Raw genomic sequence first — 19,568 nt, forward strand, 5'->3', positions numbered from 1 at the left:
GCCACCCCCCTATCCCACGCCTTTGGTTGATGACTGACCCGCGACTGGGCGAGGAGTTATGGGACGTGCTGGAGCGGCTGCCACGCGGCAGTGGGGTCATCTTCCGCCATTACCAGCTGCCCTCGGCAGAGCGGCGCGCGCTGTTCGCCCGCACCGCCAAGATAGCGCGAAGGCGAGGACTCGTGCTGCTCCGCGCGGGCGCGACGCCGATGCGGGGCGAAGCGGGCACGCATGGGCGCCGCGGCTCGGGCATCATCACTTGGCCGGTCCATTCGCGCCGTGAGACGGTGACGGCGATCCGCGCGGGTGCCGATGCGCTGCTCGTCTCGCCGGTGTTCCCGACGCGCTCGCACCCAGGCGCACGGGTGCTGGGCCCGGTGCGATTCGGTTTGCTGGTGCGCGGCGTCACGATCCCCGTCATCGCGCTGGGCGGCATGGATATGCAACAGGCCAGACGGCTCAGGTCTCTGGGAATTCACGGCTGGGCGGCGATCGACGCCTGGACCCGCTGACTTAGAAGTGGAAGGCAGTGCCGATATAGATCGACTGGCTTTCGCGACGGGTATCGTCATTGAATTGCGTCAGGCGATCACGCTCGCTCTTGTACCGCACGCCGGCGGTCACATCGAGGCGGCGCGACACCGCATAAGAGCCGCCGAGATCGAACGAATAGCTGGGCTTGTCGCCGATCAGCACCGGCGTGCCCGCCAGCGGACGATCCTCGCTTGCCGCGATCCGGCCGCTCAGGCGCTTGCCCGCATAGCTGAGCGCGACTTCCGAACGATCGCGGCTGCCGGGCTGGATGCCCGCCATGTCGATGTGCGTCACGTCGCCCGAGACGGCGAAGCGACGCCAGCCCACCGCGACGCCGAGATTATAGGCGATCGGCGCCAGGCTGACCGAGGCCGGCTTGGCCGAAGCGACACGGCTGCCCGCATCGATCGCGCGATTCGAAGCAGCGCGAACCGCGACGGTGACACCGCGAGTCGACGCCGTGCGCGACTCGGCCGGAGTGAAGCGGAAGCCGGCACCGTTCATCCCGCTGCGCGCCAGCATGGCGGCGAGCTTCGGATCGGCAGCGGCCGGGGTGAACCCGCCGGCGCCTTGCAGCGCCAGGGGTGCGGGGCGAACGGCCGCCTTTAAAGCGCGGTCTCGTTCCTGTGCCTGGAGCGTGGGCGCGACGAGGAACCCGGCGGCGCAGATCGCCCCCAGCCCAAGTCCCGACATCCAACGTACCAAGCGCATTTGCATACCTCTCTAATGGTGGGCTCTACCATGGAATCAAAGTGACGTTCCACCGGTGGCAGCAATTTTCCCGGAGTGTTGCATGCAACCCACAGAATCGTACCAGATGCGACCAATCAGGGACCAGCGCGTCGGCCTTGCTCCCGCCACATCCCGCCCTATAGATGCTGGCACTCATTCCCTTGCCCGGTAGGAAGTACGACGTCCATGAACCGCCTGTTGCGCTTTGCGATCCTGGGGTCGCTCGCTGTTTCCGCCTCCGCCTGCAGCCACCAGAAGAAGGGCGTGAACGCGGATCTGGCGGCGTCGAAGGTCACGACGATCGGCGTCAACGCCTATCTGTGGCGCGCCACGCTGGACACGCTGAGCTTCATGCCGCTGCTCCAGACCGATTCGAACGGCGGCGTGATCGTTACCGACTGGTATGTGAACCCCAACGTCCCCACCGAGCGGATGAAGGTGACGGTGACCGTGCTCGACCAGGATCTGCGCGCCGATGCGCTGCGGGTCGCGGCGCTGCGCGAAGTGAACCGGGGCGGCGCCTGGGTCTCGGCCCCCGTGCAGGCTGCTACCGTCCAGAAGCTCGAGGATATCATCCTGACCCGTGCCCGCGATCTGCGCCGCGCGGCCGTCGCCAACTAACCGGAAGTACAACATGGCGTCTCGCTTCAATCCCTTGAAGGCGGACGCGGCGTGGCAGAAGGCGTGGGAGGAAAACCGCACCTTCGCCGCCCGCGACGATTCGCCCAAGCCGAAGTCCTATGTGCTCGAGATGTTCCCCTATCCCTCGGGGCGCATCCATATGGGCCATGTGCGCAACTACACGATGGGCGACGTGCTGGCGCGCTTCCGCCGGATGAAGGGCATGGAAGTGCTCCATCCGATGGGCTGGGACGCCTTCGGCATGCCCGCCGAAAATGCCGCGATGGAAAAGAAGGTCCATCCGGGCGCCTGGACCCGCCAGAACATCGCGACGATGAAGGCGCAGCTCAAGCGGCTGGGCTTCGCACTCGACTGGACGCGCGAGATCGCCACCTGCGAGCCCGACTATTACGGCCAGGAACAGTCGCTGTTCCTCGACCTGTATGAAGCCGGCCTGGTCTACCGCAAGGAAAGCGCGGTCAACTGGGACCCGGTCGACATGACCGTGCTCGCCAACGAGCAGGTGATCGACGGGCGCGGCTGGCGCTCGGGCGCGCTGGTCGAGCGGCGCAAGCTCAACCAGTGGTTCCTCAAGATCACCGATTTCGCCGACGATTTGCTCGAAGGGCTGCAGGGCCTCGAGCATTGGCCGGACAAGGTGAAGCTGATGCAGGAAAACTGGATCGGCAAGTCGGAAGGCCTGCAGTTCACCTGGAGCCTGTCGAACGGCGAGGGGCTGACCGTCTACACCACACGACCGGACACGATCTTCGGCGCGAGCTTCGTCGCGATCGCGGCGGACCATCCCATCGCGCAGCAGCTCGCTGCGGGCAATCCGGAAGTCCAGGCGTTCATCGAGCGCTGCAAGCAGGGCGGCACCACCGCCGCCGAGCTGGAGACGCAGGAAAAGCTCGGCTGGAACACCGGCCTCACCGCGCAGCACCCGTTCGACGCGAACTGGCAGGTGCCGGTCTACATCGCGAACTTCGTGCTGATGGACTATGGCACCGGCGCCGTGTTCGGCGTGCCGGCGCACGACCAGCGCGACTTCGAATTCGCCACCAAATACGCGCTGCCGATCCGCCGCGTCGTCTCCGAAGGCGACAAGACCGCAGCCGAATTCGACGGCTCTGAGGCCTATACCGGCCCCGGCACGCTGGTGAACTCGCACTTCCTCGACGGCCTCGATGTCGCAGAGGCCAAGCGCGAAGTCATCCGCCGCGCCGAGGAAGGCAATTGGGGCACCGGCAGCACCGTGTGGCGCCTGCGCGACTGGGGCGTCAGCCGCCAGCGCTACTGGGGCACCCCGATCCCGATCATCCATTGCGAGGATTGCGGGCCCGTCGGCGTGCCGAAGGACCAGCTGCCGGTCACGCTGCCCGAGGATGTGTCGTTCGACGTCCCCGGCAACCCGCTCGACCGGCACGCGACGTGGAAGCATGTCGATTGCCCGAAATGCGGCAAGCCCGCGCGGCGCGAAACCGACACGCTCGACACCTTCGTCGATTCGAGCTGGTATTTCCTGCGCTTCGCCAGCCAGCCCTCGGACCAGCCGTTCGACAAGGCGGTGGCCGAGCAGTGGCTGCCGGTCGGCCAGTATATCGGCGGCGTCGAGCATGCGATCCTGCACCTGCTCTACGCCCGCTTCTTCACCCGCGCGCTGCGCCATATCGGCCGCATCGACGTGGCCGAGCCGTTCGCCGGGCTGTTCACGCAGGGCATGGTCACGCACGCCAGCTACTACCAGCTGGAAGAGCATGACGGGCTCGAGCGGAAACTCTATTTCGAACCGACCCAGGTCTCGTTCCGCGCCGACGGATCGGCCTATCTGACCGACACCGGCGCCGAAGTGACCGTCGGCCGCGTCGAGAAGATGTCGAAGTCGAAGAAGAACACCGTCGACCCGACCGAGATCGTCGACCAGTATGGCGCCGACGCGACCCGCTGGTTTGTGCTGTCGGACAGCCCGCCCGAGCGCGACCTGGAATGGAGCGAAAGCGGCATCGAAGGCGCATGGCGCTTCGTCAACCGGCTGTGGCGCCTGTTCGACGGGCTGGAGAATGCGGAAGGCGAGGACAAGGATCTCGACCGCAAGCTCCACCGCACCATCGCCGGCGTCGCCGAGGACATCGAGGCGCTGACCTTCAACAAGGCCGTCGCCAAGCTTTACGAGCTGACCGCGGCGATCGAGAAGGCCAAGCCCTCCGCCTCGCGCACCGCCGCGATCCGCGCGCTGGTCCGCATCGTCGCACCGATGGTGCCGCACATCGCCGAAGAGGCTTGGGCGGCGCTGGGCGAGACTGGCATGATCGCCGATGCCGCCTGGCCCGAGGTCGATCCGGCGCTGCTGATCGACGACGAGGTGACCATCGCGGTGCAGGTCAACGGCAAGCTGCGCGATACGCTGGTGATGCCGAAGGGTGCCGCCAAGGATATCGTCGAGGCCGCGGCACTTGCATCGGACAAGATCGTTCGGTCGCTCGAAGGCAAGGCGCCGCGCAAGATCATCGTGGTGCCCGATCGATTGGTGAACATCGTCGCATGAACAAGTCCGTCGCCCTGCTCGCCCCCCTCGCGCTCGCGCTTTCGGCGTGCGGGCTGCATCCGATGTACCAGGGGGGCAGCGGCGGCGCGGTCGCGACGACGCTGTCGGCGGTCGAAGTCGCGCCGATCCAGGGCCAGTCGGGCTGGCTGGTGTCGAATGCGCTCAAGGACCGGCTGGCGAACAATGCCGGCGCGGCGGCCTATCGGCTCGAAGTGAAGCTCGACGACCAGATCATCGGCCTGGGCGTGCGGCGCGACGACTCGGTCTCGCGCGAGCGACGGACGCTGCGCGCGCGTTACCAGCTGATCGACCTGCGGAGCGGCCAGGTGGTGCTGGATGCCACGGCGGGCTCTGACGCCGGTATCGACGTGGTCGGGTCCGAATATGCCACGATCGCGGCGGAGAAGTCGGCACTCGAGCGGCTCTCGGGCATCGTCGCCGACCAGATCGTCGCGCGGCTCGCGCGCACCGTCCGCGAGGGCGGCGCGCGGGTGAAGTGAAGGCGAACGCGGGCCAGATCCGCGCAGCGGTAGAGGCACCCAAGCCCGATACACGACTCTATCTGCTCCACGGCCCCGACGAGGCAGGCGCCGCCGATCTCGCGGCGCGGCTCGGCAAGGCGCTGGGGCCGGACGTCGAGCGGATCGACATCGACATGAAGATGCTGCGCGACCAGCCCGGGCTGCTGGCCGACGAGGCGGCGTCGCTGTCGCTGTTCGGGGGCGCGCGCTACATCCGGGTTTCCAATATCGAGGAAGGCGCGGCCGAGGCGATCGCGCTGCTGCTCGGCGCCGAGCGCGCGGGCAATCCGGTGGTGGCGATCGGCCCCAACCTCAAGACCAGCGGCAAGCTGGTCAAGGCGGCGATCGCCGCGCCCAGTGCGATGGCCTTCGCCTGCTATGTCCCCGAGGGCGCAGGCGCGGCGCAGCTGGCGGGTACGATCGCGCGCGAGCATGGCCTGCGCCTCACCGGCGACGTGCCGCACCGGATGGCGGCGGCGGCCAATGGCGACCGCGCGATCCTCACCCGCGAGATCGAGAAGCTGGCGCTGTTCCTCGACGCCGATCATGAACATCCGCGCGATGCCGACGGCGCCGCGCTCGATGCGATCGGCGCGGACCTCGGCGAAGGCGAGCTGTTCGGTGCGATCGAGGCGATCCTCGACGGCCGGGTGACTCAAGTCGGCGAGGAGCTGGCCAAGCTCGGCGAAGGCGGCGGCTCGGCGATACCGCTGATGCGCCAGCTGGTCCGCCGACTGATGACGCTGGCAGAACTCCGCGCCGAGATGGACCAGGGCGCCAGCATCGACGACGCGATGGAGCGCCACCGTGTCTTCTTCAAGGAACGCCCCGCCACCGGCCGCGCGCTCCGCCGCTGGGGCGCGCCACAGATCGCGCGGGCGATCGAGCGGGTACGCCAGACCGAGCGGGCGATGATGTCCTCGGGCAGCGCGGGGGAATTGCTGGCCGAGGTGGAATGCGTGGCGATCGCGCGGGCTGCGGCGCGCGCGAAGGGCTGACTCGATCTTCCCCGTTGCTGGAAGGATCTGGGGGATTCCCTTCTCTCCGCGCCCATGCTTCATGCGCCGGATGATCCGCGCCCATCTCGCCCTGCCCGCCCTGCTCGCTCTCCCCGCTGCCGCGCATGCCCAGCAGGCGGTGCTGTTCGACGGCCGCACCACCGCCGCCATCCTGCATGATGACGCCCCCTCGGCGAAGCTCGCCGGCGAACTGCTCGCCCGCGACATCGGCAAGCGCGCGGGCAAGACGCCGGTCGTGGCGGGCGATCTCGCCGCCTGCGGCAAGCTCTGCGTCGTCATCGGGCAGAAGGATTCGGCGCTGGTCCGCGCAGTAGCGGCCGACGCGAGGGTCGACCTCGGGGCGCTCGATGGCCAGTGGGAGCGCTATGTCCGCGTCCTCGCGCCCTCGAGGCAACATCCCGGCCGCTCGTACCTGCTGATCGCCGGTTCGGACGCGCGCGGCGCGATCTGGGGCACGGTTGATCTCAGCCGCGCGCTGGGCATCTCGGCCTGGGAATGGTGGGCGGACGTGACGCCGCGCCATACCGACCGGCTGGTAGTCGACGGCCGCCGACTGCTCTCCGACGCGCCCTCGGTCCAGTATCGCGGCATCTTCCTCAACGACGAGGATTGGGGGCTCCAGCCCTGGGCGGCCAAGACCTACGAGCCCGAGACCGGCGATATCGGCCCCAAGACCTATGCGCGCGTCTTCGAACTGATGTGGCGGCTCAAGGCCAACATGATCTGGCCGGCGATGCACGAAAGCACCAAGCCCTTCTACCAGATCCCCGGCAACGCCGAGACGGCCAGGGCCTATGCCATCGTCGTCGGCACCTCGCACGCCGAGCCGATGATGCGCAACAATGTGCGCGAGTGGGACGAGAAGACGCAAGGCCCGTTCAACTTCTTCACCAATCGCGAGCGGATGGTCGACTATTGGCGCCGCCGCGTGGACGACGTGAAGGGTTTCGAGAACGTCTATACGATCGGCCTGCGCGGCAAGCATGATTCGGCGCTGGAGGGCGCGAAGAGCCCCGAACAGGCGCTCGCCGCCACCACCCAGGCGATAGACCTGCAGCGCGGCCTGCTCGCCACCGCGCAGGGCAAGCCAGCTGACCAAATTCCGCAGGTACTGACGCTCTACAAGGAAGTGCTCGACGTCTATCGCAGCGGGCTGAAGGTGCCCGAGGACGTGACGCTCGTCTGGCCCGAGGACAATTACGGCTATCTCGGCCAGCTCCCCACCGCCGCCGAACGGGCGCGAAAAGGTGGCTCGGGCCTCTACTATCACATCAGCTATTGGGGCCGGCCGCACGACTATCTTTGGCTCGCGACCACCCATCCGGGACTGATCCGCGAGCAGCTCGACCGCGCCTGGGCGACGGGTACGCGCAAGCTGTGGGTGGTCAATGTCGGCGACATCAAGCCGGGCGAAGTGCTGGCGAGCTATTTCCTCGATATCGCCTTCGACGCCAAGCTGCTGAACAAGCCCGTCCGGGCACAGCTGGCCGACTGGGCGAAGGACCAGTTCGGCGACCAGGGCCGGGCCGTGGCGGACGTCCTCATGGACTATTACGACCTCGCCTGGGAGCGGAAGCCCGAGTTCATGGGCTTCAGCACCGTCGAGCCCGAAACGCCGATCCGCATCGGCGACTATGTCCGCAGCGGCGGCGACGAGGCACAGGCGCGGATCGCCCGCTATCAGGCGCTGCTCGACAAGGCCGAGGCGCTGGGCGCGACGATGTCCGCCGATCGCCGCGACGCCTTTTTCCAGCTCGTCCTGTACCCGGTGCGCGGGGCCGCCAAGCTCAACGAGCGCAACCTCAAGCTCGATCTCGCCGCGCTCTATGCGCGTCAGGGTCGCGCCAGCGCCAATGCGCTCGCCGATCAGGCCCGCGCCGCGCACCAGACGATCGTCGCCGATACCGCCGCCTATAATGCCCAGAATGGCGGCAAGTGGCGCGGGATCATGGACATGGCCCCGCGCCGGCTCGCCGTGTTCGCCGAGCCGACCTATCCCCAGATCACGCTTCCGCCCGTCGCCCAGTGCGGCGCCGATGCCCGCGCGCTCGCCTTCGTGCCCGGCAAGGCCGAGACGCGCTTCATGACGGTCTATGGCAAGGGCGCGGTGAGCGACTGGACCGTCGAGGGACTGGAGGGCGTCGAACTCTCCGCCCGCGCAGGGACGCTCGATGCGAGCAACGGCTACGAGATGCGCGTCGCGGTCAACTATGACGGCAAGGGCGCGATCGCGGCGGGCAAGATCCGCTGCAACGGCACGATGGTCTATCTGGAGCCCGTCCTCCAGCCCTTCCCCGCCGGCGACGCCACGCCGGAGGTGAACCACATTATCTCGCTGACCGCCGCCGACCTGACACTGGCGGGCACGCCCTGGGAGCGGATCGCCGAACTCGGTTCGCGCGGTGCGGTATTGCGCAGCAGGCTCGACCTGCCCTCCAGCGACCGGGCGGAGGCGACCGCGCCGCTCGTCCTGCCGTTCCAGCTGGGCAACAAGGGCGATGCCGAGCTGAAGATCGTCGGCCTGCCGGTCCATCCGCTAAGCTCCGCCAACAAGCTGCGGCTGGGCGTGCGGGTGGATGGCGGCGCGATCACCGTGCTCGACTTCGAAACGCATGGCCGCAGCGACGAGTGGAAGGCCAACGTCCTCTCCAACACCGCGGTGCGCACGCTGAAGCTCGGCCTGCTCGCCGCCGGTGCGCACCGGATCGAAGTCTTCGCGATGGACCCCGGCTTCCTGCTCGACCGGATCGACGTGCGGCTGGACGGCGCGCCCGACTATTACGGGGCGCCGCCGATCCGCTGAGCCGCGAGCTCGGCGGCGGCCACGTCGCGCAGCCGCCGGGCGACCTCGGGGTTGATCCCGAGATCCTCGGCGGCGCGCTCGCGCGGCCCCAGGCTGCGGGGATCACGGCCGGTGATTGCGCCAAACTCGACCAGCGCCTCCAGATAATAGCCCTCGGCGCTCGCATGATACTGGTCCCAGGTCCACAGGCTGACCTGCCCGAAGGCCAGGCCGTCATAAGGATTCGGATCGGCATAACCGTCGCGGATGGCGCGGTTCCAGGCGGTGCCGACCGGCAGCACGGCGTGGATACCATAGCCGGAGGCAAGCCCCAGCCGGTTCGCCGCGAGCAGATCCTCCGCCATCCGCGCGATCGGGAGGCCGAACCAGTGTCCGGACGGGCGATAGGTCTGGTCGGCGCGCGACCAGGTGGCGACCAGGTTTACCTGCGCGGCAGGGTTGCGCGCATGGAACAGCGCCGCCAGCGCGCGTGCGGCGGCGAGATGGCGGGTGGGGTCGCCCGGCCGCTCGGTATCGAGCGTGCTGAAGCCCTGCAGCACCACCACGTCCCAGCGCCGGTCGATCAGCGCGCGGCGGTTGGCGAGGTGCCAGGCCAGGTCCTTGCCGGGCGAGGTTTCCAGGCTGACCTGCCAGTCGAGCCCGGATTCGATGGCAAAGGTGCGGAACAGCGCCGGGACGCCGCCGATCCCCTCGCGGTTGAGGTCGGTCACGCGATCCGGGCGATAGCGCATCACCGGCGAATTGGCGCCGAAGGTGAAGCTGTTGCCGACGAACAGGATGGTCTTGGCGGCGGCGGGCAGCGTCCAGACGAGGCAGGCGAAGACCAGGGCGATGCGGCGGGCAAGCATGGGCATGACGCCTCCCTAGCCGCCCGCACCCCGGTTTCACAATGACTTGGGTGGGAAAGCCTGTTCCCCCTTCGTTCGTATCGCGGTATAGCCGGGCGATGTCCCCGCCCCCGATCCGCAAGATCCTGCATATCGACATGGATGCGTTCTACGCCTCGGTCGAGCAGCGCGATGATCCGAGCTTGCGCGGCAAGCCGGTGGCGGTGGGATCGGCGGCGGCGCGCGGGGTGGTCGCGGCGGCGAGCTACGAGGCGCGCACCTTCGGGGTGCGCTCGGCCCTCCCCTCGGTCACCGCGCTCCGCCGCTGCCCCGACCTGATCTTCGTGCGGCCGCGGTTCGACGTGTACAAGGCGGTGTCGCAGGCGATCCACGCGATCTTTGCCGACTATACCGATCTCATCCAGCCGCTGTCGCTCGACGAGGCCTATCTCGACGTGACCGAAGATCGCCGCGGGCTCGGCACCGCCTGGGCGACCGCGAAGGAGATCCGCGCGCGGATCCTGGCAGAGACCGGCCTCACCGCCTCTGCGGGCGTTTCGTACAACAAGTTCCTCGCCAAGCTCGCCTCGGACCATCGCAAGCCGAACGGCCAGTTCGCGGTGACACCGGATATGGGCGCGGCCTGGGTGGAGACGCTGCCGGTGTCGCGCTTCCACGGCGTGGGGCCGGTCACCGCTGCCAAGATGCAGCGGCTGGGGATCGAGACGGGTGCGGACCTGCGCGCCAAGTCGCTCGACTTTCTCCAGCAGCATTTCGGCAGCAGCGCCGAATGGTATCACCAGATCGTCCGCGGGATCGACGAGCGGCCGGTGAACCCGAACCGCGAGCGCAAGTCTTCCGGCTCCGAAACCACCTTTAGCCGCGACCTTACCGACGATGCCGAAATCGAAACGGCGGTGCTCGGCCAGGCGGACGACGTGTGGGAATGGTGCGAACGCACCCGGGGCTTCGGCCGCACCGCGACCGTGAAGATCAAATATGCCGATTTCCAGATCATCACCCGCAGCCGCAGCCACACCGCGCCGATCACCAGCCGCGAGCAGCTCCACGCCGCCAGCCTTGCGTTGCTGCGATCGGTGCTGCCCACCCCCAAGGGCATAAGGCTGGTGGGGGTGACGGTGTCGAACTTCGAACGCGGCGTCGCCGAGCCGCTGCCGCTGTTCGGCCATGCCGACGCGGAGTAACTTCGCGATTTCAACATCCTGCCATCGGGGAACCGGGTTCGGGCGTCGCGCGCTTGTCTGGACACGACCAACAGGGGAAGCAGGATGGACGCGAAGGGGCGCGACGCGCACAGCCCATGGGCGATGCCCTGGGCCGGATGGAAGTCCGTCCTGTGGCGCAGCTGGAGCGAGGCGAGCGACGACAATGTCGGGCTGATCGCCGCCGGCGTCGCCTTTTACGGCTTCCTTGCGCTGGTGCCGCTGCTCGGCGCGGTGGTGCTGTGCTACGGGCTGATCGCCGATCCGCCGACCGTGCTGCACGACGTGCGGGCGCTCTCCACCATCCTGCCGCGCGACATCGCCGGCGTGGTGGGCGACCAGTTGCTGGGGATCGTCTATCGCCCCGATGGCGAGAAGGGGCTGGGCATCCTGATCGCGCTCGCCATTGCGCTGTTCGGTGCCCGCAACGGCGCCGGCGCGGTGATCGCCGCGCTCAACATCGCCTATGAGGAGAAGGAGAAGCGCAACTTCCTGTGGGTGAACCTCACCGCGATGGCGATCACGCTGGGCGCGGTGCTGGCGGCGGTGCTCGCGGCGGTTGCGATGACCGCGCTCGGCGCACTCGACAAGCTGCTGCCCTTCGCCCCCGATTCGCTGCTGGTGCTGGGCAAGGTGGTGAGCCATGCGCTGCTGACGCTGGCCGGCGCGGCGGGCGCGGCGGCGCTCTACCGCTTCGGCCCCTCGCGCGCCCAGCCGCGCTGGACCTGGATCACGCCCGGATCGCTGTTCGCGGCGCTGGCATGGATGGGGCTGACGCTCGGCTTCGGCGCCTATGTTCGCTATGTCGGCCGCTACGACGCGACCTATGGCGCGCTCGGCACGATCGTCGCGCTGCTCACCTGGCTGTATCTCTCCGCCTATATCCTGCTGTTCGGCGCCGAGCTGAACGCCGAGCTGGAACACCAGACCAGGCAGGACACGACCACGGGTGCCCCCCAGCCGCTCGGCCAGCGCCATGCATGGGTGGCGGACAACGTCGCCGAATGATGGCGCAACGGCTCGTCGCGCAGGCGGTGGCCCTGCCCTGCCCGCCTCCCCTATAGCGGCGCGATGCTTCGCCTCCCCTTGATCCCGCTGCTGCTGGCGCTGCTCTGCGCCGCGCTCCCCGCCCAGGCCCAGCAGAACGCCTTCGACCTGGTCGGGCCGGACCTGAAGCTGACCGTCACGCGCGGCGGCACGACGCTGCCGATCGGCGCGGTTCCCTCGCTCCAGCCGGGCGACAAGGTGACCGCCGAAGCCGCGCTGCCGCCCGACCAGGCGGCGCGTTATCTGCTCGTCGTCGCGTTCCTGCGCGGTGCGACCAACCCGCCGCCCAAGGACTGGTTCTTCGTCGCCGAGACGTGGCGTAAGAAGAAGAACCGGCTGGAGCTGACCGTGCCCGAAGGCGCCGAACAGGCCGTACTGCTGCTGGCGCCCGATACCGGCGGCGGCTTCAATGCGGTGCGCGATGCCGTGCGCGGGCGGCCGGGCGTGTTCGTGCGCGTGGCGCAGGACCTGTTCCAGGCCTCGCTCGACCGCGCGCGGCTGGATGCCTTCGTCGCCGCGATCGCGCGGATCGGCGATACCGCACCCGAACGCCTCGCCACCGCCGCCCCGGTGCTGGCAAATGCGCTGCGAATCAAGCTGAACGCCGAATGCCTGGCACGCCCGCGCGGGCTGCAGGCGGCGTGCCTCACCCAGAATCGCGATTCGCTGGTGCTGCAGACGCAGCGGGGCACCACACTCGCCGAGACGCTGACCGGCACCCCCGCCGACCTCGCCTACAGCATCGCCGCCACGCCTCAGGGCGGCGGCGGCTATTACAGCTCCTATATCGGCCTCGCGCGCGACGTGGCGAAGCTGTTCGGCGCGTTCCGCAGCCCGCAATATCAGTATCTGCCGGCGCTGGCGCTGGGCCGCGGCGACACCCTGAAGCTGCTGCTCAACGCCGCGCCCTCGTTCCAGAGCCCGCGTTCGGTACTGGCCGCGCCGCTGCCGCCGATCGGCCCCGCCTCGCCGCCGATCTGGCAGGCGGGCGGGCCGACGCCGGTGTGCCTCGCCCAGCCCGGCCTGGCGCTGCCGCTGGAGGATGCGCCCCTGCTCTACGCGACGGACTTCGGCCGATCGCTGTCGGTGCGGGTGACGAGCAACGAGGGCAAGACGCGCGACTTCCCCGTCCTGCCCGATGTCGAGAAGGGCGGCATCCGCCTGGAGGGCGCAGTGCCGGCGGATCTGGGCACCGTCTCCAACGCGGTGCTGCAGGGACGCTGGGGGTTCGACGGCTTCACCGGGCCGCGCCTGCCGGTGCAGCTTGACGCGATGGGCGCGTGGCGCGCGGTGCCGGACAGCGCCGTGGTGGTCGGGCGCGAGCACCCGTTGGTGCTGCGTGGCGGTGCCGCGTTCTGCGTCAGCCAGATCGCGTTGAGCGATCCGGCCGGCACGCGCACGCCGGTGCCATTCAAGGTGACAGGCCAGGACGAACTGACCATGACGCTGCCGCTCAAGGACGCCAAGCCCGGTGCGTTCACGCTCAACGTCGCCCGCTTCGGCAGCGCCCCGCCCGACACCATTCCGCTGCTCGCGCGGCTGGAGGCGAGCCGGATCGAACGCTTCGTGGTGCACGAAGGCGACCGAGACGGCGTGCTCGAAGGCGCGCGGCTCGACCAGGTGGCCGGGCTCGACTGGCGCGGGCTCCACTTCACCGCTGGCGCACTGTCCCGCGGCACCGATGGCGACCGGCTGGCAATGGCGATCGAGGGCAGCGTTCCCGCCGGCGACGGCGAAGCCGTGGTCCGGCTGCGCGACGGACGGACGGTGAAGCTCGCCGTACGGGCGACCGCGCCCCGAACCGGGGCGACGCTGCTCAGCCGCGCCGCTGCGGGCAAGACGGCGAACAACGGCCTGCCCATCGCCCTGCCGGAGGGCGTGCTGCCCGCCGATGCCGCGATAGACTTCTCGTTCAGGATCACGCGGGGAACGCTGGGCGACGGCGGAACGGTGGAGATTGCCGTTATCGAGGGTCCGGGCGCGACCCTGGGCTTCCGCGACGGCGCGCTGCAGCGGGTGGGGAAAGACGTGGTGGTGGCGCACTTCGCGCCCCGGGCGCTGCTCGGCGCGGGCGTCGTTGGGTCGCTCCGCTACAGGCTGGTGCAGGATGGCACACCGGGCGACTGGCAGCCGCTGGTGACGCTAGCGCGGCTTCCGAAGCTTGCCGGCCTCTCCTGCCCCGCCGAGGCCGCGACCTGCACGCTGTCCGGAGACGATCTGTTCGTGCTGGCCGCAGTCGGCGACAAGCCCGACCTTGCCGGCGCGACGACGGTGCCGCTGGGCTTCGTCGGAAGCAGCATCACGCTGCCGCGACCAGCAGGGAAAACGCTGTATCTGCGACTGCACGATGCGCCGGCCAGCATCGCGACGGTGACACTGCCCGGCTGATCGCGGCTTACCGGATGCCGGTCAGCGCCGCGCGGCAGTCCTCCGCGCATTCGCGGCACATCGTCGCGCACAACTGGCAATGCGCGGCATCATGCCGGCCGCATTCCTGGGCGCAGAGCTCGCAGGCGCGGATGCAGGTCTCGAGCATCATGCGCAGCATCGGAACATTCTGGCCGGTACGCCGGGTCGCCAGTCGGGCGGTCGTCGCGCAGACATCCGCGCAGTCGAGACAGGTCCGAACGCACTGGTGCATGTCCATCGCCTCGGCGACGCAGGCATCGGCGCAACTGGTGCACATCAGCGAGCAGAGCATCGCGTGGCGCGCGGCTTTGGCGAGCGCTGCATTCGCGTCGGCACCTACATCGGGGTGCAGCGCGATCATCTTTTCTAAGGACATGGGGATGGCTCCTTGCTGGCCGGCATCGGTCGCCTTCCCAACGGGTCGGAAGCCCGAGGGTTCAGAAGAAATGCCGTGGAACCAGCCCGATAGATCGCCCGTTATCGAACGTAACAGGAACATAGCGAGGCGACCATGGACGAGACACTGCACAATCCGAAGCTGGACGAGCATCCCGGCTCGAATACCGAGAAGAACCCCGACGACTGGGTTTCGGGCGACGATCCGATGACCGGCGCGCAGGCATCCTACCTCACTACCCTGCTCGAAGAAGCGGGCGAGCCGCCGATCGAAGGCAGTCTCAACAAGGCGGAAGCCTCGAAGCGCATCGATGCGCTGAAGGAACAGCTCGGCCGCTGAGGCGGGGCCGGCTGGCTCAACCCTGCTTGGCGAGCGTATCGAACGCCTTCAGCCGGGTTAGCAGCGCGCGCATCTGGTCGAGCGGCACCATGTTGGGGCCGTCGCTGGGGGCGGCGTCGGGCGCCTGGTGCGTCTCGATGAACACCGCCGCCACGCCCACCGCTACCGCCGCGCGGGCAAGCACCGGCACGAATTCGCGCTGCCCGCCCGAACTCGTCCCCTGCCCGCCGGGCTGCTGCACCGAGTGGGTGGCGTCGAACATCACCGGATAGCCGGTCTCTGCCATGATCGGCAGCGCGCGCATGTCGCTTACCAGCGTGTTGTAGCCGAAGCTGGCGCCGCGTTCGCACAGGATGATGTTCTCGTTGCCCGAGGCGGCGAGCTTGTTGGCGACGTTCTTCATGTCCCAGGGCGCGAGGAACTGGCCCTTCTTCACGTTCACCGCGCGGCCGGTCTGCGCGGCGGCGACGAGCAGGTCGGTCTGGCGGCAGAGGAACGCCGGAATCTGCAGCACGTCGACCATCTCGGCCACCGGCGCGCACTGGCCTGCATCGTGCACGTCGGTAAGCACCGGGCAGCCGAACCGGGCCTTGAGGTCCGCGAACACCTGCAGCGCCGCGTCCATGCCGATGCCGCGCGGTGCATCGATCGAGGTGCGGTTACCCTTGTCGAACGAGCTCTTGTAGATGAAGCCGATGCCCAGCTCCGCGCACAATGTGGTCAGCGCCTCGGCCATGAAGAAGGCATGGTCGCGGCTCTCCATCGCGCACGGGCCGGCGACGAGCACGAACGGCTTGTCGTTGGCGATCTCGAGGGCACCGACCTTGACCGTCTTCATCTTCACATCCTTCAAAACGCCCCGCATTCGGCGAGGATCGCGTCCACGTCGCGGCCCCGCGCCGCAGCCATGCGGATGCGCGCCTCGTTCGAAAGCACGTTCCACGCGGCTTCCTCGATCTCGGCCCACATCGCCCTGGGCACCGCCACTATCCCATCCGCATCGGCAAATACCACATCCCCGTTGGCGATCTGCACCTCGCCCATGGTGATCGGACGGTTCATCGCCTTGAGCGTGCCTTCATATTTGATGTCGTCGCAGGTCTGGCTGCGCGCATAGACCGGCAGGCCCAGCGCGCGGACATCGGCGGTATCCCGCGTGGCACCGTCGATCACCGCGCCGACCGCGCCGGTGACGGGCAGATCGCTCGCCATGTCCGCCATCGCCTTGCTCTCGGTATCGAGGCATACTTCGGTGATCGCCGGGCAGTCGAGCGCCTGGAGCAGCAGCGCGTCGCCCAACGTCGCGGTGACGTCGATCACCTGCGGATGGGCCTGCATCAGCGCGGCGGCGGGCGTGTCGTAGACGTCTCGGCGCGACTGGAAGTGGCGGCGGAGATCGCCGTCGACGACCAGACCGAGCAGCCGTCCGCAGTCGCCGACGACGCACGCCGCGCCCATTCGTCCCGCCGACATGACGGCGAGCAGATCGGCAACGGGGGCGTCGGGCCCCACCATGGGCAGCTCTTCCCCGGTGCGCATCAGCGTGCGGATCGCGAGCGACTGCCGGCCGAGCAGGCTGGCGGGATGGTGGCGCAGGAAATCGGCGCGGGTGAAGCCGTGCGTCCGGCTGACCGCCACCGCCAGCGCATCGCCGATGGCAAGCTGCAGCGTGGTGCTCGAGGTAGGCGCCATGCCGATGTGATCGGCCTCGCCGGCGGTGCAGGCCGGGATCAGGATGTCGACCGCGCGCCCGAGGGGCGAGTCCGTCCGAGGACGCCGAGGAGCACGCAGGCGCGCGCCTTCCGCCCGGGCAGGATGCGCAGGATCTCGTCCGTAAACCACCACCGCGTCACCACCGGCGGATAGAAGAGGATCTTCACCGAAATGCGCGGCCGGAGCCCGTCGGTCCGGCGCCGTTCGGATGAAGGATGCGGTCTCCCAATGCCTGCTCCACTGCGGGTCGGGACGTGCGTCCCCTTCTGTCCCTTGCAGGAACAGCGCATTCCCTTCCGGCGCAGACGCTAGGAAAATCTTGCCTAGTCGATGCTGGCGCCGGAACCGTTACGCGCAGCGACCAGTTTCAGCGCCATCTCCCGACGCAAGGTGCCGGAGCACGCCATGGCCGACCAGCAACGTTCCTCGCGCGTGCTCCTCGCGCTCGCGCTTCTTCTCGCGCTGGTGGGCCTGGCGATCGGCGGCGGCGGGCTCTGGCTCGCCCTGCTCGGCGGTTCGCTCTTCTATCTTCCCGCCGGCGTGGCGCTCTTGGCCACCGCCTGGCTGCTGTATCGCCGCAAGCCGGCAGCGCTGCTGCTCTACGCCGCATTGCTGGTGGTGACGATGCTGTGGGCGGTCACCGAAGCCGGGTGGGACTTCTGGGCGCTGGCGCCCCGCGGCGACGTGCTGGTGCCGCTCGGCATCGTGCTGGCGCTGCCCTGGGTGACGCGGCGGCTCGGTTCGCGCCGCTGGCCGGGACCCGCCTGGCCGCTGGTCGGCAGCCTGGGCCTTGCCGCGCTGGTGCTGCTCGCCACCGCCTTCACCAATCCCCACGACCTGCAGGGCAGTCTGCCCGGCGCCCGCGGCATCGCGCCGGCAAGCGTGTTGGGCGGCACCCCCAGGGAAGACTGGAACGCCTATGGTCGCTCGTGGCGCGGCGATCGCTGGTCGCCGATCGACCAGATCACCCCCGCCAATGTCGCCAGGCTAGAAAAGGCATGGGAATTCCACACCGGCGATCTCAAGACCGGCGCCGACCCGGACGAGTTCACCTATGAGGTGACGCCGATCAAGGTCGGCAGCCTCGTCTACCTGTGCTCGCCGCACAACATCGTCTTCGCGCTCGATGCCGAGACGGGCAAGCAGGTGTGGCGCTACGATCCGCAGATTCGCGCCTCGCAGGAGATGCAGCATCTCACCTGCCGCGGCGTATCCTATCACAGCAACGGCGCCGCACCTGGCACCGGCGGTATCTGCGCCAACCGGATCCTCATGGGCACCAACGACGCCCGGCTGATCGCGCTGGATTCCGCCAGCGGACGGCCCTGCCCCGGTTTCGGCACCAATGGCCAGGTCGATGTCTGGCCGGGCCTGCCGGGCCAGCAGCGCGGCTGGTGGCAGATCACCTCGCCGCCCGTGATCATCGGCAACCTCGCGGTGTTCGGCGGCGCGGTCTACGACAACAAGACGACCTTCATGCCTTCGGGCGTGGTGCGCGGCTATGACGTGAACACCGGCCGCGCCGTCTGGGCGTTCGATCCCGCCAACCCGAACGATACCCGCCCCAAGCCGCCCGGCACCGGCCGCTATACGCCGTCCAGCCCGAACAGCTGGACAATCGCCGCTGCCGACCCGGCGCTGGGCCTCGTCTATATCCCCACCGGCATGGCCGCGATCGACCAATGGGGCGGACGCCGCACGCCGGAGACCGAACGCTTCGCCACCTCGGTGATCGCGCTGGAGGCCGCGACGGGCAAGGTCCGTTGGACCTTCCAGACCGTCCATCATGACCTGTGGGACATGGATGTGCCCGCCCAGCCCGCGCTGGTCGACCTCAACCTGCCCGGCCGTGGCCGCGTGCCGACGCTGATCCAATCGACGAAGACCGGCAACCTGTTCGTGCTCGATCGCCGGACCGGGCGGCCCGTCTTCCCGGTGCGCGAGATTCCCGTGCCGCAGGGCGCCGCACCGGGTGACCGCACCTCTCCCACACAACCCGAGTCAGCGCTGAGCCTGATGGCGAAGAAGCGCGTGACCGATGCCGACATGTGGGGCGCGACGATGTTCGACCAGCTCGCCTGCCGCATCAAGTTCAAGCGGCTGCGCTACGAGGGGCCGTTCACCCCGCCTTCGCAGCAGGGCACGCTCGTATTCCCCGGCAATTTCGGCGTGATGGACTGGGGCGGCATGGCGATCGACCCGGTACGGATGATCGCCTTCGCGCATCCGAACTACATGGCGTTCGTCGATCGGCTGGTGCCGCGCAGGGAATCGGACGCGGGCACCCCCGGGCAGCGCGGCCCGGCCGGCGGCTCGGACTTCAGCGGATCGGACATCAAGGGCTTCAACCCCAACACCGGCGCCCCGTTCGCGGTCGCGCTCAACCCGTTCCTTTCCGCGCTGGGCCTGCCCTGCCAGGCGCCGCCCTGGGGCTATGTTGCGGGTATCGACCTGGTGAGCGGCAAGACCGTTTGGCAGCACCGCAACGGCACCTCGCGCGACCAGACGCCGATACCGCTGCCGTTCAAGCTGGGCGTGCCCTCGCTCGGCGGGCCGATGCTGACGGCGGGCGGCGTGGCGTTCATGGGATCCGCGCTCGATTACTATCTGCGGGCATATGACGTCACGACCGGCCAGGTGCTCTGGCGCGGCCGCCTCCCCGCCGGCGGCCAGGCAACGCCGATGAGCTACTGGTCGGCGAGAAGCGGCCGGCAGTTCGTCGTGATCGCCGCTGGTGGCCATGGCTCGCTCGGCACGAAACGTGGTGATTCGATCGTCGCCTATGCCCTGCCGCAGGGAAGTCGATAAGTCGAAGCAATCGTTGCGGCCTGTCTATTG

General features: G+C 68.8%; 16 protein-coding genes. 11 read left to right on the forward strand and 5 right to left on the reverse strand.

The features are described 5' to 3' along the window. The first annotated feature begins 29 nt into the window (after positions 1-29). On the forward strand, positions 30-512 hold the full coding sequence (locus tag SPI01S_RS16360; RefSeq protein WP_245653631.1) for a thiamine phosphate synthase: 483 nt from the start codon (positions 30-32) through the stop codon (positions 510-512). Position 513: 1 nt separating this feature from the next. On the opposite strand, the gene SPI01S_RS16365 is transcribed toward SPI01S_RS16360, so the two are convergent. Further along, a complete protein-coding gene (locus SPI01S_RS16365; RefSeq protein WP_245653632.1) occupies positions 514-1,245 on the reverse strand; it encodes a hypothetical protein in 732 nt (243 codons plus the stop codon). 207 nt (positions 1,246-1,452) lie between these two features. Here SPI01S_RS16365 and SPI01S_RS16370 point away from each other — a divergent pair, with 207 nt between their 5' ends. From SPI01S_RS16370 to SPI01S_RS16390, 5 genes are all read left to right on the forward strand, one after another. Then, complete coding sequence (locus SPI01S_RS16370) at positions 1,453-1,887, forward strand: DUF3576 domain-containing protein (protein WP_066724969.1); 435 nt, start codon at positions 1,453-1,455, stop codon at positions 1,885-1,887. Positions 1,888-1,900: 13 nt separating this feature from the next. Further along, on the forward strand, positions 1,901-4,432 hold the full coding sequence (leuS, locus tag SPI01S_RS16375) for a leucine--tRNA ligase (protein ID WP_066724970.1): 2,532 nt from the start codon (positions 1,901-1,903) through the stop codon (positions 4,430-4,432). Further along, positions 4,429-4,932 carry an LPS assembly lipoprotein LptE gene (gene lptE, locus SPI01S_RS16380; protein WP_066724973.1) on the forward strand — a complete coding sequence of 168 codons (504 nt, stop codon included), beginning with the start codon at positions 4,429-4,431 and terminating at the stop codon, positions 4,930-4,932. The genes leuS and lptE overlap by 4 nt, the downstream gene beginning before the upstream one ends. Beyond that, a complete protein-coding gene (holA, locus tag SPI01S_RS16385; protein WP_066724975.1) occupies positions 4,929-5,951 on the forward strand; it encodes a DNA polymerase III subunit delta in 1,023 nt (340 codons plus the stop codon). Before lptE ends, holA begins: the two co-directional genes overlap by 4 nt. A gap of 70 nt (positions 5,952-6,021) precedes the next feature. Then, positions 6,022-8,775, forward strand: a complete 2,754-nt coding sequence (locus SPI01S_RS16390; RefSeq protein ID WP_084253530.1) for a glycosyl hydrolase 115 family protein — start codon at positions 6,022-6,024, stop codon at positions 8,773-8,775. Here the strand turns inward: SPI01S_RS16390 and SPI01S_RS16395 are convergent. Then, positions 8,751-9,629, reverse strand: a complete 879-nt coding sequence (locus tag SPI01S_RS16395) for a glycosyl transferase family 1 (RefSeq protein WP_066724981.1) — start codon at positions 9,627-9,629, stop codon at positions 8,751-8,753. The two genes, SPI01S_RS16390 and SPI01S_RS16395, sit on opposite strands and share 25 nt — an antisense overlap. Positions 9,630-9,721: 92 nt before the next feature. Between SPI01S_RS16395 and dinB the strand changes: the two genes are divergently transcribed. The 3 genes from dinB (at position 9,722) to SPI01S_RS16410 (ending at position 14,260) form a co-directional block, all read left to right on the forward strand. Beyond that, the gene (dinB, locus tag SPI01S_RS16400) at positions 9,722-10,807 is read left to right on the forward strand and encodes a DNA polymerase IV (RefSeq protein ID WP_066724984.1); all 1,086 of its coding nucleotides are present in this window, start codon (positions 9,722-9,724) and stop codon (positions 10,805-10,807) included. 84 nt (positions 10,808-10,891) lie between these two features. Continuing rightward, on the forward strand, positions 10,892-11,833 hold the full coding sequence (locus SPI01S_RS16405) for a YihY/virulence factor BrkB family protein (RefSeq protein ID WP_066724988.1): 942 nt from the start codon (positions 10,892-10,894) through the stop codon (positions 11,831-11,833). 63 nt (positions 11,834-11,896) lie between these two features. Further along, complete coding sequence (locus SPI01S_RS16410; protein WP_066724991.1) at positions 11,897-14,260, forward strand: hypothetical protein; 2,364 nt, start codon at positions 11,897-11,899, stop codon at positions 14,258-14,260. Between the two features lie 7 nt (positions 14,261-14,267). Here SPI01S_RS16410 and SPI01S_RS16415 read toward each other — a convergent pair whose 3' ends face one another. Further along, positions 14,268-14,657: a four-helix bundle copper-binding protein gene (locus SPI01S_RS16415; RefSeq protein ID WP_066724994.1), complete on the reverse strand. Its 390-nt coding sequence runs from the start codon at positions 14,655-14,657 to the stop codon at positions 14,268-14,270. Positions 14,658-14,792: 135 nt separating this feature from the next. On the opposite strand from SPI01S_RS16415, the gene SPI01S_RS16420 reads away from it, so the two are divergent. Further along, positions 14,793-15,017 (forward strand): DUF3072 domain-containing protein, encoded by a 225-nt coding sequence (locus SPI01S_RS16420; RefSeq protein ID WP_066724999.1) that lies wholly within the window; start codon positions 14,793-14,795, stop codon positions 15,015-15,017. A 16-nt stretch (positions 15,018-15,033) separates the two neighbouring features. Here SPI01S_RS16420 and kdsA read toward each other — a convergent pair whose 3' ends face one another. Both kdsA and SPI01S_RS23100 read right to left on the reverse strand, forming a co-directional pair. Continuing rightward, positions 15,034-15,855, reverse strand: coding sequence for a 3-deoxy-8-phosphooctulonate synthase (kdsA, locus tag SPI01S_RS16425; RefSeq protein WP_066725113.1), 822 nt, complete (start codon positions 15,853-15,855; stop codon positions 15,034-15,036). 11 nt (positions 15,856-15,866) lie between these two features. Then, complete coding sequence (locus SPI01S_RS23100) at positions 15,867-16,709, reverse strand: RraA family protein (protein ID WP_245653633.1); 843 nt, start codon at positions 16,707-16,709, stop codon at positions 15,867-15,869. Positions 16,710-17,135: 426 nt separating this feature from the next. On the opposite strand from SPI01S_RS23100, the gene SPI01S_RS16435 reads away from it, so the two are divergent. Beyond that, positions 17,136-19,538 carry a membrane-bound PQQ-dependent dehydrogenase, glucose/quinate/shikimate family gene (locus tag SPI01S_RS16435; protein WP_066725001.1) on the forward strand — a complete coding sequence of 801 codons (2,403 nt, stop codon included), beginning with the start codon at positions 17,136-17,138 and terminating at the stop codon, positions 19,536-19,538. The last annotated feature ends 30 nt before the right edge of the window (positions 19,539-19,568 follow it).

The sequence above is a fragment of the Sphingomonas pituitosa NBRC 102491 genome (genome assembly GCF_001598435.1).
Taxonomy (GTDB): Bacteria; Pseudomonadota; Alphaproteobacteria; order Sphingomonadales; family Sphingomonadaceae; genus Sphingomonas; species Sphingomonas pituitosa.

Excerpts from the sequence above, each read along its gene's own strand:
- leuS (WP_066724970.1), top strand. The coding sequence starts at position 1,901 with ATGGCGTCTCGCTTCAATCCCTTGAAGGCGGACGCGGCGTGGCAGAAG.
- SPI01S_RS16370 (WP_066724969.1), top strand. The coding sequence starts at position 1,453 with ATGAACCGCCTGTTGCGCTTTGCGATCCTGGGGTCGCTCGCTGTTTCC.
- SPI01S_RS16365 (WP_245653632.1), bottom strand. The coding sequence starts at position 1,245 with ATGCGCTTGGTACGTTGGATGTCGGGACTTGGGCTGGGGGCGATCTGC.
- SPI01S_RS16410 (WP_066724991.1), top strand. The coding sequence starts at position 11,897 with ATGCTTCGCCTCCCCTTGATCCCGCTGCTGCTGGCGCTGCTCTGCGCC.
- SPI01S_RS16420 (WP_066724999.1), top strand. The coding sequence starts at position 14,793 with ATGGACGAGACACTGCACAATCCGAAGCTGGACGAGCATCCCGGCTCG.
- dinB (WP_066724984.1), top strand. The coding sequence starts at position 9,722 with ATGTCCCCGCCCCCGATCCGCAAGATCCTGCATATCGACATGGATGCG.
- SPI01S_RS16360 (WP_245653631.1), top strand. The coding sequence starts at position 30 with ATGACTGACCCGCGACTGGGCGAGGAGTTATGGGACGTGCTGGAGCGG.
- lptE (WP_066724973.1), top strand. The coding sequence starts at position 4,429 with ATGAACAAGTCCGTCGCCCTGCTCGCCCCCCTCGCGCTCGCGCTTTCG.
- SPI01S_RS16435 (WP_066725001.1), top strand. The coding sequence starts at position 17,136 with ATGGCCGACCAGCAACGTTCCTCGCGCGTGCTCCTCGCGCTCGCGCTT.
- SPI01S_RS16390 (WP_084253530.1), top strand. The coding sequence starts at position 6,022 with ATGATCCGCGCCCATCTCGCCCTGCCCGCCCTGCTCGCTCTCCCCGCT.
- SPI01S_RS23100 (WP_245653633.1), bottom strand. The coding sequence starts at position 16,709 with ATGGCGCCTACCTCGAGCACCACGCTGCAGCTTGCCATCGGCGATGCG.
- kdsA (WP_066725113.1), bottom strand. The coding sequence starts at position 15,855 with ATGAAGACGGTCAAGGTCGGTGCCCTCGAGATCGCCAACGACAAGCCG.
- SPI01S_RS16415 (WP_066724994.1), bottom strand. The coding sequence starts at position 14,657 with ATGTCCTTAGAAAAGATGATCGCGCTGCACCCCGATGTAGGTGCCGAC.
- SPI01S_RS16405 (WP_066724988.1), top strand. The coding sequence starts at position 10,892 with ATGGACGCGAAGGGGCGCGACGCGCACAGCCCATGGGCGATGCCCTGG.
- SPI01S_RS16395 (WP_066724981.1), bottom strand. The coding sequence starts at position 9,629 with ATGCCCATGCTTGCCCGCCGCATCGCCCTGGTCTTCGCCTGCCTCGTC.